The following is a 16,253-nucleotide window of genomic DNA, read 5'->3' as shown; positions in this document are numbered from 1 at the left end:
TTCCGAACCCGGAAGCTAAGGCCTGGCACGGCGATGGTACTGCACCCGATGGGGTGTGGGAGAGTAGCACGCCGCCGCATCACACTTCCAAGGGAGGGGAGACACCACCACGGTGCCTCCCCTCCCTCATTTCTTTACACACAACACCAACACACAACCACCCGCCACAACGACACCACGGGACAACAACACCACACGACCACGGCCACACGGCCGGCCGATCCCGGAACACGACCACGGAGACACGACCACGGCCAGGCGGCCGGCCGGCACGGACCGGGACGACCACACCCACACAACCAACACCAACACGCCACCGCGACACGACACAACCACACCACACGACCGACACCAACCCCCGGAACAACGACCCGGACACACACCACGGGCGACACGGCGGTTGTATCGTAGGACACGGGAACCACACCGAAAACCCACCGATATTCCATGACGTACAAGGAGATTCAATGAAGTACTCCGAACTCGGCCGCAGCGGCGTCTCCGCGTCCCGCATCGCCCTCGGCGTGATGCGCATCGCCGACAAAACCCGTGACGAGGCCGCTCGCATCGTCGAAACCGCGCTGAACCACGGCATCGATTTCTTCGATTCCGCCGACATCTACGCCGGGGGCGAGAGCTCCCGCATGCTGGGCCAGGCCTTGCGCGACGTCGGCGTCGACCGCTCCGCGATCCGCATTCAGACCAAATTCGGCATCAGCATCGATCCGCAGACGCATCGGCTGAGCCGGTACGACTTCACCCGGGAGCACCTGCTCGCCGCGCTGGACGGCGAACTGGAGCGTCTGGGCACCGACTACGTCGACTTCGTGCTGCTGCACCGCCCCGACACCCTGGTCGACCTGGACGAGCTTGCGGCGACCTTCGACGAGCTCGCCTCCAGCGGCAAGGCGCTGCACTTCGGCGTGAGCAACATGACGCCGATGCAGATCGAGCTGCTGAACGGCGCCGTGCGCCAGCCCCTCGAGGTCAACCAGCTGCAGGTGGGCCTGGGGCATACCGGCATGTTCCGCCAGGAGTTCCACGCCAACATGGCCGATGCCGACGCCGTCGACCATGACGGCGGCGTGCTGGCCTACAGCCGCCTGAAGCATATGACGATCCAGGCGTGGAGCCCGATGCAGCACAGCGCCACCGGTCGCGTGATCATCGGCGACCCGACGCTGCCGGAGCTGAACGACGAGCTGTCCGCGGTCGCCGAGCGCCACGGCGTCACGCCGAACGCGATCGCGATGGCATGGATCCTGCGCCACCCCGCGCATATCCAGGCCATCGCCGGCACGATGAACCCCGACCGCCTGGCCGAGATGGCCGCCGGCGCCGACGTGGAGCTCACCGGACAGGAGTGGTACGACCTGACCATGGCGGTCGGCGTCACGCTGCCGTAGCCGTGGTGCCGCAATGCCGTGGTGCCGTGGTGTCGCAATGCCCGCGCAATACGGCGGTGCGCCGCGGTGCGGCGGTGTATCGCGATGCCGCCGTGTATCGCGGCATGGCAGTTACGGCGGCCACGGCGGCGAGGCGTCGTGCCACGACGCTTCCGGCAGTCGCGGATCGAGGAACGGCCGTGCGGCCGCCGGCGTGCAGGTTGTCCGTCCGGTCCGACAAACGGTGAAACAACGGCCGTGCGGGCGGGCGGAACGCGGTACAGTGATTGCTCGGTATTGCGAGGCCGTGTCCGGCGCATCCCGTCCTTCCGACGCGGATGCGCCGGCGGTCGGGAACGGGAAGGTCGCCATGCATTATTTCACGCCGAAGCGGTGCGCGTCGTCGGGCAAGATCATGTACCACGACAAGGCGCAGGCGCAGCGCGCGGCCGACGAAAGCTTCCGCGAACGCGGCATCGACCTGTGGGTGTACCGCTGCGAGCTGTGCGGCACCTGGCATCTGACCAGCCACGACCCCGACGCCTCGTACCGCTACGTGCCGCTGAACCAGCAGCTCAAGCCGCATTCCCGCAAGAAGGGGTACAAGCCGCGCCGCCGGTAGGTGTGCCGGCCTCGGTGCGCGCGGGTCCGCGGAAGCCGCGAAGACAATGAGCCGTAAAGGCAACGAAACTGCGGAGACAGCGAAGCCGGCCCGGTCGACGCGTGACGTCGGCCGGGCCGGCTTCGTCTGTGCCGGGCCACTCAGCGGTCGAGGCGGAACCCCTGCCGCTCGGTGTGCGGCAGCAGCGGCTGGTTCAGCACGCCCTGGTCCACGGCGTTCCTGGCGATCTGGTCGCTGAACGCGTCGACCGGACGGTCCGTGTTGCGCAGGTCGTAGTACTGGTGCACCTCGTTGTCGAAGTCCTCCAGCCCGTCGATCAGCTCGACGTCGTCCGCCGGGTACTCGTTCTCGAAGAACTGCATCGTGCGCGGCATGCGCGGCTTGAGCTCGGGCTCCTGATCGGGCTTGCCGATCGCCAGTCCCAGCACCGGGTAGGTGTATTCGGGCAGTTTGAGCAGTCTGATCAGGTCGGCGGTGTCGGCGAGGATCGAGCCGAGCACCACGCAGCCCAGGCCGAGCGCGTTCGCGGCGGTCTCCATGGCGTGCAGCGCGAGCACGGCGTCGTTCTGCGCCTGCGTGAAGCGGTAGCTCGCGTTCAGCGTGAAGTCCTCGCCGTGGCCGTCGACCTCCTTGGTCTCGGCGATGACCGCGTTGCGGTGCTCGTCGAGGATGAACACGTACAGCAGCGGCGCCGTGGCGATGTACGGCTGATGGCCGATCTCGGCGAGCTTGGCCTTGATCCGCGGATCGGTGACGCGGATGGCCGACCAGTCGTTGAGGTACTGGCTGGACGGCGCACGCTGGGCCACCAGCTCCAGTGCGGCTATGGTCTCGTCGTCGATCGGCTCGTCCTTGAACTTGCGGATCGAACGACGGTTGAGCAGGACATTGACTGTTTCGTTGCCGAGATCACTCATACTGCCATTGTCGCAGGAAACGCCGCCGCGACGAGCGGCTATCTCTCTGGGCTGACGCGCGTGCCGGCCGGCGTATGCTCCGCTCGGCGTACGCCCCGATCGGGCCCGCGCCGCGGCGCGAACTCGCGATCCGCGTGCGCGTCGACCCCGCCGCGGGCGCCTGGCTCCGGCATGTACCATGCGCCTGCCGTCGGCGTGCGGGCAACGCCGCGCGCCGGTCCGGCTAGCGGCGCCGGGCGGCCTTGCGGTGGCGGCGGTCCACGAACGCCTGCGACCCGCGGGTGGACAGCTGCGAGACGACCGCGCCGAACGCGGCCGAGCACGCGGCGAACAGCAGCCCCATCAGGAAGCTCTGCTGCGCGGCGTCGCCGTGCCGGCGGGTGCGGGACGTGCCCTTGTCCCACGCCATCTGGAACAGCTGGCCCGCCACCAGGCCGGTCAGCGCCGGCATGACGAGCTTGAACAGCTTGTCGCCGAGGGAGTCGGGGTCGCTGAGTCGCTGCTCTCGCATGGCGTTCACCTTCTCGTCGATGGCATGGAACCTGGCCACGGTGCGGTCCGCGGACGACGCCTCGGCGTGCCCGTATGCCTCATACTCGTCGCTCATGGTTCCCATCATAGACGAGCCGGCCGGCCCGCACCCGGCCGGCCCCGCGGCGGCGCGGCGGCCGCGGCTGCGGTTCCGATCGGGGACCGTGCGCCGGTCCCGGCCGGCATACGCGGACCGGCCGTCGTGTTCGGGGGTGGTCCGGGCTACAGTGGGGCTATGACTACGAACAACGTTGGAGGCAACGGAGCCCCGGGCCGTCTCGTGCTGCTGCGACACGGCCAAACGGCGTGGAGCGTGTCCGGGCAGCACACCGGCCGCACCGACATCCCGCTGACCGAGGTCGGCCGGCGGCAGGCCGCGGAGGCCGGCGTCCGGCTGCGCGCGGCGTTCCCCGACGGCTTCGGCGATGGGTGCGTGTTCTCCAGTCCGCTGCGGCGGGCCCGGGACACCGCGCGGCTGGCCGGATACCGCTGCGCGCCGCTGGACGAGATCGCCGAATGGGACTACGGCTGCGCGGAGGGCCGCACGCGCGGCACGGTCAGCGAGATGCTCGGCCGGCAGTGGGATCTGTGGCGCGACGGCACCGAGGCACTGCCCGAGGCGATGCGCGGCGAGCACGGCGAGACGCTGCCGGACGGCACCCGCGTCACCGTGGTGAACGGTCCCGGCGAGACCAGGGACGACGTGGCCGCCAGGACGCGGACCGCGATCGCCCGCGTGCTGCCGCTGATCGAATCCGGGCACGACGTGCTGCTGGTGGCCCACGCGCATGTGCTGCGCATCCTGACCACGCAGTGGCTCGGCGTCGACGCCGGGCTGGCCCGTCTGCTGCGCCTGGACACCGCGCACTACTGCGTGCTCGGCCAGTACAAGGGCGACAACGTGATCGTCCACTGGAACGCCTGACCCGCCCGCCTTCGCCGCGTCGCGCCGCGCCGCGCTGCAACCCTTGCAACGGCCTGCGCGGCCGCATCCGCCCCGCCATGACGCCGCTGCCGGCGGTCGTACGCGCATGGCGGACTGACAACGTGTGCAGTATTCTTGAAACAGTTGTCATATGCAATGGGCCGCCGCGTGCCGACGACGGTTCCGGCGGCGCCGCGTGGCGAAGGGACGGACGGAATATGAACAAAGCGGGTATCCGCGAGGTGGCCGAGGCCGCCGGCGTATCGATCTCCACGGTGTCGCGTGCGTTCACGCGCCCCGACCTGGTCTCGGAGAAGACCCGCGACAAGGTGCTGGAGACCGCGGACCGGCTCGACTTCAACATCTCGCGTTCCGCCACCGCCCTGAAGTCCGGCCAGTCGTACCGCGTGGCGCTGCTGATGAACGAGGAGATCACCAGCTGGTTCAACACGCAGGTGTTCGCCGGCATCGACTCGGTGATGCACGACGCCGGCTACGACGTCTCGCTCTACCAGCACATCGACACGGCGGAGAACCGCCGGGAGTTCTTCACGACGCTGCCGGTGCGCCGCAACGTCGACGCGGTGTTCGTCGCCTCGTTCGCCATCGACGGCGCCGAGGTCGACCAGCTCAAGCGCACGAACGTGCCGATCATCGGCATCAACACGCCCTCGACCGAGGGGTTCGACGGGTCGATCAGCATCGACGACGAGGACGGCATGTTCACCGCGGCCCAGCACCTGATCAACCTCGGCCACAAGCACATCGTGTACACGTGCTCGGCCCCGGCGGAAAGCATCCACTCCAGCATCGACGCCCGCGGCCGCGGCTTCATCCGCGCCTGCGAGGCGGCGCAGGCCACGCGCGACCTGGACTGGGAGGTGCTGACCGTGCCGCGCGGCACCGAGTTCGTGGAGTCGACGCTGGCCGCGCTGCTGGCGCTGGACGACTTCCCCGACGCGATCTGCTGCCAGATGGACATGATGGCGATCCCGCTGGTGCTGCGCCTGGGCCAGTACGGGCACGAGACGCCGCGCGACTACTCGATCATCGGCTTCGACGACAGCTCCTACGCGGACACCGTGAACCTGACCACGATGCGCCAGAACCCCAAGGAGATGGGCCGCATCGCCGCGCAGAAGGCCCTGACCCTGATCAAGGGCGAGACGCTGGAGAACCCGCACGAGACGGTCAAGGCGCATCTGGTGCTGCGCGGCACCGACCGCCTGTACCACGAGGACTGACGCCGGCCCGGCGGCCGCGCGGCATGCGCCCGCGGCGTCGCCCGGCGTCAGAAGAACGCGTCAGGAGAGCAGGTAGGAGACCAGCCCCTCGTAATCGGCGCCCTTGAGCGAGAGCACGGCCTTCTTCGACTCCATCGGATCGGAGTACGGCGAGATGCCGGTGCGCAGATAGATGCCGTCGACGCCGGCCGAGCGCGCGCCGAGGATGTCGCACTGCTCGTCGTTGCCGACCATCACCGCCCGCTCCGGCTCCACGCCCTCGCGCTCCAGCGCGCGGCGGAAGAACTCGGCGCCCGGCTTCTTGACGCCCTCCTCGCTGGAGATCATGATGCGGTCGAGCGCCTTGTCCAGCCCGAGCAGCTCCAGCTCGGGGCGCGTGTAGCACGACTGCGCGTTGCTGACCAGCACCACGCGCAGCCCGGCGTCCTTGAGCGCGGCGAGCATGTCCAGCGCGCCGGGGTACAGCCAGATCAGCCGGGTCGAGGCGCGGCGGAACACCCAGGCGGCCTCGCGGCTCAGGCGTTCGCCGGCGCGCATGCCGCGCAGCGAGAACATCGCGCGGTAGACCGGCAGCAGATCGGGCTCGAACCATTCCGGATCGCGGTTCGCGGGCACCGCGGTCGCCAGCGCGCGGGCCCCCATGAACCGGTCGCGCAGCTGGGTCGCGTTGTCGTAGTGGGCGCCGGCGTCGTCGAGGAACCGGCGCAGCTCCTCCCACGCCTCCTCGGACTCCTCGTCGGTCCGGATATCGACCAACGTGCCGTACAGATCGAACATCACCACGTCATACCGCCGTGCGCCGCCCCCGTTGTGGGACGCGGCGGCCGTGCGGATCCTGCGAACGCCCAAGCCCATGTGCACCATCACCGTTCCTTGTGTCACACGGCGATGACGGCGACGCTTTGCGCGCCGAGCGTCAGCGACTCCCCGTCGAGAACCGCGTCACCGCGTGTGAGCACCATCGTAGGCGCTCCGTCCGACGTGGCGTGGTCCGGCAGCGTGCACGACTCGGCCGACAGGCCCGGGTTCACCGCGACGAGCAGGCGCTCGCCGCCGTCCGCGGCGGTGCGCAGGTACGCGAAGAGCCGGCCGTCCTCGGGCGCGGCGACCACGTCGAACGCGGCGCCGGCGTCGAGCGCGCGGTGCGCGTCGCGCAGGGCGAGCACCGCGCGGACCCAGTGGTACAGCGAGTCGGCGCGCTCGCTCTGGCTGCGCACGGTCGGCGCGTCGGGCGCGGGGTCGACCGGCAGGTACAGGTCGGCCGGGTCGGCGCTCGAGAAGCCCAGGTTGGCGCCGTCGCCCCACTGCATCGGGGTGCGCGTGCCGGTGCGGGTGTAGCCGCCCTCCTTGGTGGGCAGGACGCGGTAGCGCATGCCGATCTCGTCGCCATAGTAGAGGAACGGCACGCCGGGCATCGTCAGGATCATGGCGTACGCGACGGCCAGCTCCCGCTCGCTCAGGCGCGGGGCCAGGCGCGGGGTGTCGTGGTTGCAGGTGAGCAGGCAGAAGTAGCCCTTGTCCCTGGTGCGCTCGTACTGCGGCAGGTACTGGTCGAGGAAGCCGTGGACGCTGCCGCCGCCGCGGGCCGAGAAGTAGCTGCGGTCGTGCTCGGCGTCGAGCGCGGCCGGGGTGTCGCGGCACAGGCGGTTGTAGCCGTTGCGCTCCCAGCTCCAGTCGAGGTAGAAGTCCATGTCGAAGCCGGCCTTGAGCGACTGGTCCGGCACGCCCCACTCGGAGACGAACGCGGTCTGCGGGTACTCGCTTTTGATCGTGCCGAGCATCTGCCGCCAGGCGCGGATCGTCTCGGCCTTGCCGTCGTCGTCGTGCTTGACCAGCGAGTTGGCCATGTCGACGCGGAAGCCGTCGCAGCCCTGGCCGATCCAGAAGCGCATCACGTCGATCATCGCCTGGCGGGTCGCCTGCGCGGCGGGGGAGTCGGTCGTCTGCTGCCAGGGGCGGTCGACGCGCGCGAAGCCGTAGTTCAGCGCGGGCTGGCACTTGAAGAAGTTGATGATGTAGGCGCCGTCGCGCGGGGCCTCGCCGCCGATGAACGGCAGGCCGCCGCCGTCGGACAGCCAGGTGTCGGTCCAGATGTAGCGGTCGGAGTACTCGTTGCGCTCGGCTCGGCCGCTGATGTCGAACCAGCGGTGCTCCTCGCTGGTGTGGCCGGGCACGAGGTCGAGCAGGACGTGCATGCCGCGCCGGTGGGCGGCGTCGAACAGCGCGATGAGGTCGTCGTTGGTGCCGTAGCGGGGGGCGACCTTGAGGTAGTCGCGCACGTCGTAGCCGGCGTCCTTGAACGGGGAGTCGAAGCAGGGGTTGATCCACAGCGCGTTGCAGCCGAGGTCGCGGATGTAGTCGAGGTGCGCGGTGATGCCGGGGATGTCGCCGATGCCGTCGCCGTTCGAGTCGGCGAAGCTCTGCGGGTAGACCTCATAGAAGCGTGCGGTCTCAAGCCACTCCGGGCGGGGGAACGTGTCGGTCAACGTCGGTCCTTTCGGTAGGTCGGCGGCGCGTCGTCGGCGCCGGCGGTAACAATCGTATGCCCTCTTCTCCCCGCCGCCGCGTGCCGTGCCGCCTTCCCGCCGCCGGCGCGGCATACGGCGGGCGGCGGACGCCAGGGCGGGTGCGAACGTTTCCAATAATACGGTATCGGGAAAATGACGTTACCGAACAGAAGCTAAATAATTCGGGTGAAAGGGGTGGGGGTCGTTGACTTGCAAACGTTCGCAAACAGGTATATATTGTTGCAAAGCAATGCGTCGTGACGCCGTATCCTCCTTCGGGGGGGGGGCTTCAAAGCGCATTGCGGGTTCAGATACCGCAGTCGGAACCCGAAGAAAGGAAATCAACGATGATTGCACGATGGAAAAAGGCCTTGGCGGCCACCGCGGCGTGCGCGCTGTTCGCAGGTGGCCTGGCGGCCTGCGGGGACGGCACGGCGTCGGACGGCGACGTCGAGAACATGACCCTGGTCGTCTGGGCGTCCCAGGAGGACCAGGCCAACGAGGACTCCTGGCTCCAGACCATGGAGCAGGCCTTCGAGGAGGAGCATCCCGAATACAACATCACGTGGAAGAACCAGGTCGTCGCCTCCGCCGACGCGGCGGGCGTCGCCAAGCAGGACCCGACCGTCGCGGCCGACGTCTACACCTTCGCCTCCGACCAGCTCGGCACCCTGCTCGACGCCGGCGCGATCGGCCAGGTGAGCGACGACACGATGGCCCAGCTCGAGGAGCAGACCGAGGGCAGCGAGACGATGCTCGACACGGTCAAGGGATCCGACGGCAACGTGTATGGCGTGCCGCTGGCCGGCAACACCTGGTTCATGTACTACCGCAAGAGCAAGTTCTCGGACGAGGACATCAAGTCGCTCGACGCGATGCTCGCCAAGGGCAAGGTCTCCTTCCCGCTGACGAACTCGTGGTACCTGCCCGCCTTCTACATCGGCGCGGGCGGCACGCTGTTCGGCGAGGACGGCACCGACGCCGAGTCCGGCGTCCAGTTCGGCGGCGAGACCGGCGCCGCGGTGACCGACTACCTCGTCTCGCTGCGCGAGAACCCGAACTTCGTGCTCGACGCCAACGGCTCCGGCCTGGCCGGCCTCAAGGACGGTTCGGTCGACGTGGTCTTCACCGGCAACTGGGACGCCGCCACCGTGCGCGCGAACCTCGGCGACGACTGGGGCGTGGCCCAGCTGCCGTGCTTCACGCTCAACGGCCAGCAGGTGCAGATGAAGGCGTTCGCCGGCTCCACCGTGTACGCGTGGAACCCGTACTCCAAGCACCCGAAGGCCGCCGACCAGTTCGCCGCGTTCCTCTCCGGCACCTACTCGCAGCAGGCGCACTACGAGATGCGTTCGGTCATCCCGTCCGACGTCATCGTCGCCGCGACCCCGGAGGTCGAGGCCGACGCCGTGGCCCAGGCGCAGATCGACACCATCGCCAACACCTCGGTCGTCCAGCCGTCCCTCTCCGAGATGAGCAACTTCTGGACCCCGTGCGAGAACTTCGGCAAGGCCATCTACAACGGCGAGGTCACGCATGACAACGCGGCCCAGCAGACCGAATCGTGGATGGCGTCCTACGAGAGCCTGATGTGAGATAAGGGAAGGGTTTGAATATGGAAGCAACCGCTACTCCGCGCCCCGCCAAGCGCGGACTGATCCGCCGCAAGGCGGACTACATCCCGCCGTCGCGCTACACGCTGCGCGCGGCCGCCACGGACGGCGACGCGCTGACGCGCCTGTCGTTCCTGATCCTCGGCGCCGGCAACATCGCCCGCAGGCAGGTCGTCAAGGGCCTGTTCTTCCTGGCGGTCGAGGTGGCCTACATCGTCTACATGGTCGTGCAGGGCGCGGGCAGCCTGGTCACGCTGGGCACGCTCGGCTACCGCACGCAGACCCGCGAGAAGATCGACGGCTATTGGTACTACGACGCCGGCGACAACTCGGTGCTGCTGCTGACCGCGGGCGTGGCCACGGTGTTCATCACCGTGCTGTTCGTGGTCTTCTGGGCGTACGCGGTGCGCAGCGCCTACAAGGCGCAGGTGCTCCAGCGCGAGACCGGCGCCGCCCCGAGCCTGATGGACGACTGGCACAACCTGACGGACCGCAACGCGCAGGTCTCGATGATGTTCCTGCCGGTGATCGGCATCCTGATCTTCACCGTGCTGCCGACCCTGATCATGGTCTGCATCGCGTTCACCAGCTACGACTCCGACCACGTCCTGCTGTTCGACTGGGTCGGCTTCCAGAACTTCAGCTCGCTGTTCGCCGACACCGGCGCGGTGACCGCCGACCAGTTCGTCAGCGTGCTGATCTGGACGCTCGTCTGGGCGTTCTTCGCCACGTTCCTGAACTTCTTCTTCGGTCTGTTCCTCGCGATGGTGATCAACCGCAAGACCACCCACTTCAAGGGCTTCTGGCGCGCGATCTTCTCGCTGTCGATCGCGATCCCGCAGTTCGTGTCCCTGCTGGCCATCAACCAGATGCTCCAGCCGGAGGGCGCCGTCAACAGCACGCTGATGTCCTGGGGCTGGATCGACCAGCCGCTGCCGTTCTTCACGGACGTGACCTGGGCCCGCGTGACCGTCATCATCGTCAACCTGTGGATCGGCATCCCGTTCACGATCATGCAGATCACCGGCATCCTGCAGAACATCCCGGCCGACCAGTACGAGGCCGCCAAGATCGACGGCGCGAACTGGTGGCAGACGTTCACCAGGATCACGATGCCGTACCTGGTCTTCGTGCTCACCCCGTACCTGATCACCACGTTCACGGGCAACGTGAACAACTTCAACGTCATCTACCTGCTGTCCGGCGGCAACCCGACCGCGGTCGGCGACACCGCGGGCTCCACCGACCTGCTCATCACCTGGCTGTACAAGCTCACGGTGGACCAGGGCGACTACAACCTCGGCGGCGTGATCGGCATCTTCACGTTCGTCGTGCTGGCGATCGTCTCGCTGATCACCTACCGCAACAGCGGTTCCTATAAGAACGAAGGAGGCTTCCGGTGAGCCATGCAACCCAGTCGGCCACTGTCAAGGCCGAAAGCAATCCGTTCCTGCACGACCAGCGCAAGCGCCGGATCGTCGGCGACATCCTCAGCCACCTGCTGCTGGTGGTGCTCGCGGTCATCTGGATCATCCCGGTCCTGTGGGTGCTGCTGGAGAGCTTCAACAAGAACCCGGGCCCGTACAACTCGACGTTCTTCCCGACCGAGTACACGCTGGACAACTACGTGCAGCTGTTCACGGACACGCACATCCTGAACTTCCCGCGCATGTTCCTGCACACGTTCGTCATCGCCGTGTTCTCGTGCCTGATCAACGTGTTCTTCGTGCTGTGCGTGGCGTTCTCGATGAGCCGTCTGCGCTTCCGCTTCCGCAAGACCTTCATGAACGTCGTGCTGGTGCTCGGCATGTTCCCGAACATCATGTCCGTCGTCGTGATCTACTTCATCCTCAAGTCCATGGGCCTGACCCAGGGCGTGGGCGTCACGATCGCGCTGATCCTGGTCTACTCGGCCGGCGCCGGCGCGGGCTTCTACGTCATGAAGGGCTACATGGACACCATCCCGATGTCGCTGGACGAGGCCGCCGCCCTTGACGGCTGCACCCGCTGGCAGACCTTCAGGCTCATCATCCTGCCGATCTGCAAGCCGATGCTCGTCTACCAGGCCCTGACCGCGTTCCTCGGCCCGTGGCTCGACTTCGTGATGGCCAAGGCGATCTGCCGCACGCAGGACAACTACACGGTGGCGCTGGGCCTGTACCAGATGCTCAGCCGTGAGTACCTGAACTCGTGGTTCGCCCGCTTCGCGGCCGCCGCCGTCATCATCTCCATCCCGATCGCGGTGCTGTTCATCATCATGCAGCGCTACTACCAGGAGGCAATGGGCGGAGCCGTGAAGGGCTGAGCCTGCGCTCAGCCCTTCGGTGGGGAGTCCGGTGGACTCCCCACCAGGCTCCGCCGAGCGGCCCGCCAAGGGCCGCGAGGCAGCCATGAGTCTCCGCCGCAGGCGGAGTCGATAATTGCAGGCTGCGGTCCGCCAAGAAAGTCCGGTGGACTTTCGACCGGTCCGCAGGCGGAGCCGCGATGTGCGAGCGGCGGAGCCGGATCAGGCCGGCCGCGGGCCGTCCGTAATCGCGGGATGCCGGAGGCGCGCGGTCAAGGGCTGAGTCCGCGCTCAGTCCCCCCGGCCGGAAGCCCGGCGGACTCCCCACCAGGCTCCGCCGAGCGGTCCGCCAGGCAAGCCGGAGGACCGCCGCCCGGTCCGCGGCCAAAACCGCACCGCACGGCGCCGCCCGCATCCCCTGCACCCCATCCGTCCGGCCCGGGCGACAGCCACCGGGCCCGGACCGCGGGCGGGGCGGCCTCGAAGCCGACCTCCCCGCCCGCACCCACACGCGTCCCCTCCATACGTCCGGACGCCCCGCCCCATTCCTCCTGCTACCGGGGGCGGGGCGGACCGGACCCCCACCGCCCGCAGCCGGACACGGCCGCAGGCACGCGCCGCCGCGCGGCGCCCATCCCATGCCCATCCCCGCCGCAGCCGCGGCCCCACCACGCCAGGAGTTCCAATGACGCAGCCCAGCGACTACCAGCGACGTACCGTCAACCCGATCTCGACCCTGCCCGTATACGACGGCGACCTCGGCGTGACCCTGTGCTCGGACGACACGATCTTCACGGTCTGGGCGCCCACCGCGCAGTCCGTGACGCTGCGCCTGTTCGCCACCGGATCGGACGGCGAGCCCGGCGCCCGCGACCTCGGCGAGCACGAGATGGAGCGCGGGGCCGACGGATCCTGGCACCTGACTCTTCCCGGCAATCACGCCGGCGTCTACTACGACTATGTGGTGCGCTTCGACGACGGCGCCGAGCACCGCGGCGCGGACCCGTGGGCCCGCGCCGCCGGCGTGAACGGCGCGCGCAGCATGGTCATCGATCTTGCCTCCACCGACCCCGAAGGGTGGCAGAACGACTGCGGGCCTGCCATCCCCGAAGGGGAACTGGTCGTCTGGGAGACCCACATCGGGGATTTCAGCAACGACCCCGCCAGCGGGGTGCCGTCGGAGCATCGCGGCAGGTTTCTCGCCTTCACCCACGACGGCACCCGCCTCGGCGGCACGGCCGGGGAGTTCCCGACCTGCCTGGAGCACCTCAAGCGGCTCGGCGTCACCTGCGTGCAGCTGCTGCCGTTCTACGACTACGGATCCGTCGACGAGACCCGCCCCGACGACGGCCAGTTCAACTGGGGCTACGACCCGGTGAACTACAACGTGCCCGAGGGCTCGTACAGCACCGACCCCTACCACGGCGAGGTGCGCATCCGCGAATGCAAGCAGATGATCGCCGCGCTGCACCGCGCCGGCTTCAAGGTCGTCATGGACGTGGTCTACAACCACATGTACTCCGCCGACAACTGGTTCGAGCGGATGGTCCCCGGATACTTCTGCCGCCGCGACGACGACGGCGCGCTCGCCGACGGCTCGGGCTGCGGCGACGACATGGCCAGCGAGCACCCGATGTTCCGCCGCTACCTGGTCGAATCCGTGACGTACTGGGCCCGCGAATACCACATCGACGGCTTCCGCTTCGACCTGATGGGCCTGATCGACGTCGAGACGATGAACCAGGTCCGCGCCTCGCTCGACCGGCTGCCCGGCGGCGAGTCGATCCTCATGTACGGCGAGCCGTGGTCGGCGACCGTGAGCGCCGCCGAACCCGGCACGATCCTGGCGGACAAGGGCGGCGCGCTGGGCCTGGACCCGCGCGTCGGCTGGTTCTGCGACTCGACCCGCGACGCGATCAAGGGCCACGTGCTCTACCCCGACCTCGGCGGCTTCGTGAACGGCCTGGCGACGGCGTTCGCCCCGCAGGTGCGCATGGCGGTGGACGGCTGGCGCGGCGGCGTGCCCCAGCCGAACGACACGATGCAGCTGGTGCAGTACGTCTCCGCGCACGACGACCTGACCCTGTGGGACAAGCTGTGCGCCACGATGCGCCGGGAGCCCGCCGAGACCGACTACCGCGCTGACGACGCCTCGGCGTGCGCCGACATGCTGGCCGCCAACGCGATCGCCGCCGGCCTGGTGCTGACCGCGGCCGGACTGCCGTTCATGCTGGCGGGCGAGGAGTTCGCCCGCACCAAGATGGGCTGCTCGAACTCGTTCGACCAGTCGGTCGAGCTCAACCTGCTCGACTGGTCGCGCGCGCGTCGCATGGCGCCGCTGAGCGACTGGTACGCCGAGCTCATCGCCATCCGCCGGGCGCATCCGGAGCTGTGCCGCGCCGTGCACGAGGCGCTGCCCTCGCCGGCCGGCGTCGTCGCGACGCGCGCCGGCGACCTGCTGATCTGCGCGAACCCGACCGACGCCGACGTCGAGCTGTCCGTCGCGGGCGGGGAGTCCTGGCGCCCGATCGCCGACTCCGCCGCGACGCTCGCCGCGTTCGGCGGCGCCATGACCGTGGCTGGGGAGGACGCTCACGCCGCCGCGCCGGGGGAGGCCGGCGGCCCGACGCTGCGGCTGCCGCGGCGCTCGCTGACGGTCTGGGAGGCGGACGGCCGGCGTTAGGCCCGACATGCCGTCCGGCGGGGGGCCGGACGGCGCGGTAACATACGAAGCCACATGAAGCCATATAACGCATATAACGGCACAAGCACAGGAAAGGCGGTTGACATGTCCGCACGCTCGACGAGCAAGGACGCCTCCGGGGACAACCACAAGGGACTGACCTCGTTCGCGCTGAAGATCATCGCGCTGCTGTTCGTCATGGTCGGCACGGCGAGCACGGCGCTGCTGCAGCCGCGGCTCGGCGACCTGAACACGGCGGACATGGGCAGCCTGACCGGGGCGATCCTGACCGACGCGGTCTCGTGGTGCGCGGTGCCGATCTACGCCTGGCTGCTGGTCAACGGCTTCCGCCACACGCATTCGGCGGGCTGGTATCTGGGGCGCCTGGCGGTTCTGGCGGTGGTCTCCGAGGTGCCGTACGACCTGGCGACCTCGCATCGGGTGTTCGACATGGGCTCGCAGAACCCGGTGTGGGGCCTGTGCATCACGCTCGTCGTGCTGATCGTGCTCAACGCGTTCCAGGGGCGGCACGACGTGGCCTCGTGGGGCATCCGCATCCTGGTGTTCATCGCGGCGCTGATGTGGATCTTCATGTTCAACGTCGGGCTGCGGCTCGGCCTGGTCAACGAGGGGCTGCTGACGCTGGCGTTCGCGCTGGTGTTTTGGCTGCTGCCGGCGCGCGAGAACACGATGATGTTCACGGCCGGCGCGCTGGGCGCGCTGTCGTTCATCCTGCCGGCGCTCGGCGTGATGCTGCTGCACTGGCGCTCCGGGCGCGAGGGCTACCCGGCCCCGTGGGTGCGCTGGGTGTTCTACGTGCTCTATCCGCTGCACCTGCTGGTCTTCGGGCTGCTCTAGCGTCGCCGGGCCTTCGGGCCGGCGACGGGTCCTGCATGTGCACGCCGGGTGGTTGGCGGTGTCGTGCCCGTCGGCCGCCCGTGCCGCGCCTGTGTGCGCGTGCCGGGGGCCGTCTACGCACAGCAGGGCCGCGCGGAAGCTGAAGTTCCGTGTGCGTGCGCGCCGAGTGGTTGGCCCATGGTCGTCATCTTTGAGGAGCCGTCAACCCTGTGTGTGCACGCCAGGGGATTGACGGCATCGTGTTCGTCGGCCGTCCGTACCACACCCGTGTGTGCGTGCGGGGCGGTTGTGCGCGTATGCCGGGGTGGTTTGTGCGCGTATACCGGGTGGCTATGTGCGCATGTCGAGATGGCTGCATGTGCGCTCCGGGGGTGGTTGTGCGCGTGCATGTGTGCGTGCCCGGAGATGTCTGTGTCCGCAAAGGCCCGCAGGCGCGTTGAGGCTCTCGTGGTACGCAATCCGTGACACGCCTGCGAGCATGGTTCCGTACCGTACCGTGGTACGGAAGCCGATCGGGAATGGCGGATTTCCAAGGGTTGTGATTCCGTACCGTACCGCGGTACGGTACGGTGGGGGCCGGAGCAGGGTGTTTGGAGTTCCGTACCGCACCAAGGTGTGTGTGGCGGAGTGTGGATGATTGGGTACTGTACCGTACCAAGGTGCGGCGAGGCTGCGTGCGAGGGG

General features: G+C 68.6%; 13 protein-coding genes. 9 read left to right on the top strand and 4 right to left on the bottom strand.

The window, feature by feature from the left end:
• Positions 1-467: 467 nt before the first annotated feature.
• Together KIH73_RS04600 and KIH73_RS04595 are read left to right on the top strand one after the other, a co-directional pair.
• Positions 468-1,406 (top strand): aldo/keto reductase, encoded by a 939-nt coding sequence (locus tag KIH73_RS04600; RefSeq protein WP_219081047.1) that lies wholly within the window; start codon positions 468-470, stop codon positions 1,404-1,406.
• Positions 1,407-1,755: 349 nt separating this feature from the next.
• Complete coding sequence (locus KIH73_RS04595; protein ID WP_219081046.1) at positions 1,756-2,007, top strand: hypothetical protein; 252 nt, start codon at positions 1,756-1,758, stop codon at positions 2,005-2,007.
• 140 nt (positions 2,008-2,147) lie between these two features.
• On the opposite strand, the gene KIH73_RS04590 is transcribed toward KIH73_RS04595, so the two are convergent.
• Together KIH73_RS04590 and KIH73_RS04585 are read right to left on the bottom strand one after the other, a co-directional pair.
• Positions 2,148-2,924 carry a nitroreductase family protein gene (locus tag KIH73_RS04590; RefSeq protein WP_219081045.1) on the bottom strand — a complete coding sequence of 259 codons (777 nt, stop codon included), beginning with the start codon at positions 2,922-2,924 and terminating at the stop codon, positions 2,148-2,150.
• Between the two features lie 223 nt (positions 2,925-3,147).
• The gene (locus tag KIH73_RS04585) at positions 3,148-3,531 is read right to left on the bottom strand and encodes a DUF4235 domain-containing protein (protein WP_219081044.1); all 384 of its coding nucleotides are present in this window, start codon (positions 3,529-3,531) and stop codon (positions 3,148-3,150) included.
• A 159-nt stretch (positions 3,532-3,690) separates the two neighbouring features.
• On the opposite strand from KIH73_RS04585, the gene KIH73_RS04580 reads away from it, so the two are divergent.
• The gene (locus KIH73_RS04580; RefSeq protein WP_219081043.1) at positions 3,691-4,380 is read left to right on the top strand and encodes a histidine phosphatase family protein; all 690 of its coding nucleotides are present in this window, start codon (positions 3,691-3,693) and stop codon (positions 4,378-4,380) included.
• A gap of 218 nt (positions 4,381-4,598) precedes the next feature.
• The gene (locus KIH73_RS04575) at positions 4,599-5,624 is read left to right on the top strand and encodes a LacI family DNA-binding transcriptional regulator (RefSeq protein ID WP_219081042.1); all 1,026 of its coding nucleotides are present in this window, start codon (positions 4,599-4,601) and stop codon (positions 5,622-5,624) included.
• Between the two features lie 60 nt (positions 5,625-5,684).
• On the opposite strand, the gene KIH73_RS04570 is transcribed toward KIH73_RS04575, so the two are convergent.
• Together KIH73_RS04570 and KIH73_RS04565 are read right to left on the bottom strand one after the other, a co-directional pair.
• The gene (locus KIH73_RS04570; RefSeq protein WP_236022580.1) at positions 5,685-6,401 is read right to left on the bottom strand and encodes an HAD family hydrolase; all 717 of its coding nucleotides are present in this window, start codon (positions 6,399-6,401) and stop codon (positions 5,685-5,687) included.
• A gap of 101 nt (positions 6,402-6,502) precedes the next feature.
• Complete coding sequence (locus tag KIH73_RS04565) at positions 6,503-8,110, bottom strand: alpha-amylase family glycosyl hydrolase (protein WP_236022579.1); 1,608 nt, start codon at positions 8,108-8,110, stop codon at positions 6,503-6,505.
• A gap of 368 nt (positions 8,111-8,478) precedes the next feature.
• On the opposite strand from KIH73_RS04565, the gene KIH73_RS04560 reads away from it, so the two are divergent.
• The 5 genes from KIH73_RS04560 (at position 8,479) to KIH73_RS04540 (ending at position 15,569) form a co-directional block, all read left to right on the top strand.
• Positions 8,479-9,726, top strand: a complete 1,248-nt coding sequence (locus KIH73_RS04560) for an extracellular solute-binding protein (RefSeq protein ID WP_219081041.1) — start codon at positions 8,479-8,481, stop codon at positions 9,724-9,726.
• A 20-nt stretch (positions 9,727-9,746) separates the two neighbouring features.
• Positions 9,747-11,147, top strand: a complete 1,401-nt coding sequence (locus tag KIH73_RS04555) for a carbohydrate ABC transporter permease (protein WP_219081040.1) — start codon at positions 9,747-9,749, stop codon at positions 11,145-11,147.
• The gene (locus KIH73_RS04550) at positions 11,144-12,049 is read left to right on the top strand and encodes a sugar ABC transporter permease (protein ID WP_219081039.1); all 906 of its coding nucleotides are present in this window, start codon (positions 11,144-11,146) and stop codon (positions 12,047-12,049) included. Before KIH73_RS04555 ends, KIH73_RS04550 begins: the two co-directional genes overlap by 4 nt.
• A gap of 664 nt (positions 12,050-12,713) precedes the next feature.
• Positions 12,714-14,711, top strand: a complete 1,998-nt coding sequence (gene pulA, locus KIH73_RS04545) for a type I pullulanase (protein WP_219081038.1) — start codon at positions 12,714-12,716, stop codon at positions 14,709-14,711.
• 105 nt (positions 14,712-14,816) lie between these two features.
• The gene (locus tag KIH73_RS04540; RefSeq protein WP_219081037.1) at positions 14,817-15,569 is read left to right on the top strand and encodes a TraX family protein; all 753 of its coding nucleotides are present in this window, start codon (positions 14,817-14,819) and stop codon (positions 15,567-15,569) included.
• Positions 15,570-16,253 lie beyond the last annotated feature (684 nt).

The sequence above is a fragment of the Bifidobacterium phasiani genome, assembly GCF_019331775.1.
Lineage (GTDB): Bacteria > Actinomycetota > Actinomycetes > Actinomycetales > Bifidobacteriaceae > Bifidobacterium > Bifidobacterium phasiani.
Note: the sequence above shows the minus strand (reverse complement) of the source record. Positions and strands in the feature narration are given on the sequence as shown.

Bases quoted from the DNA above. Each gene is read 5' to 3' on its own strand.
- KIH73_RS04580 (WP_219081043.1), top strand. From the start codon at position 3,691: ATGACTACGAACAACGTTGGAGGCAACGGAGCCCCGGGCCGTCTCGTG.
- KIH73_RS04570 (WP_236022580.1), bottom strand. From the start codon at position 6,401: ATGTTCGATCTGTACGGCACGTTGGTCGATATCCGGACCGACGAGGAG.
- KIH73_RS04575 (WP_219081042.1), top strand. From the start codon at position 4,599: ATGAACAAAGCGGGTATCCGCGAGGTGGCCGAGGCCGCCGGCGTATCG.
- KIH73_RS04595 (WP_219081046.1), top strand. From the start codon at position 1,756: ATGCATTATTTCACGCCGAAGCGGTGCGCGTCGTCGGGCAAGATCATG.
- KIH73_RS04600 (WP_219081047.1), top strand. From the start codon at position 468: ATGAAGTACTCCGAACTCGGCCGCAGCGGCGTCTCCGCGTCCCGCATC.
- KIH73_RS04560 (WP_219081041.1), top strand. From the start codon at position 8,479: ATGATTGCACGATGGAAAAAGGCCTTGGCGGCCACCGCGGCGTGCGCG.
- pulA (WP_219081038.1), top strand. From the start codon at position 12,714: ATGACGCAGCCCAGCGACTACCAGCGACGTACCGTCAACCCGATCTCG.
- KIH73_RS04555 (WP_219081040.1), top strand. From the start codon at position 9,747: ATGGAAGCAACCGCTACTCCGCGCCCCGCCAAGCGCGGACTGATCCGC.
- KIH73_RS04585 (WP_219081044.1), bottom strand. From the start codon at position 3,531: ATGAGCGACGAGTATGAGGCATACGGGCACGCCGAGGCGTCGTCCGCG.
- KIH73_RS04540 (WP_219081037.1), top strand. From the start codon at position 14,817: ATGTCCGCACGCTCGACGAGCAAGGACGCCTCCGGGGACAACCACAAG.
- KIH73_RS04590 (WP_219081045.1), bottom strand. From the start codon at position 2,924: ATGAGTGATCTCGGCAACGAAACAGTCAATGTCCTGCTCAACCGTCGT.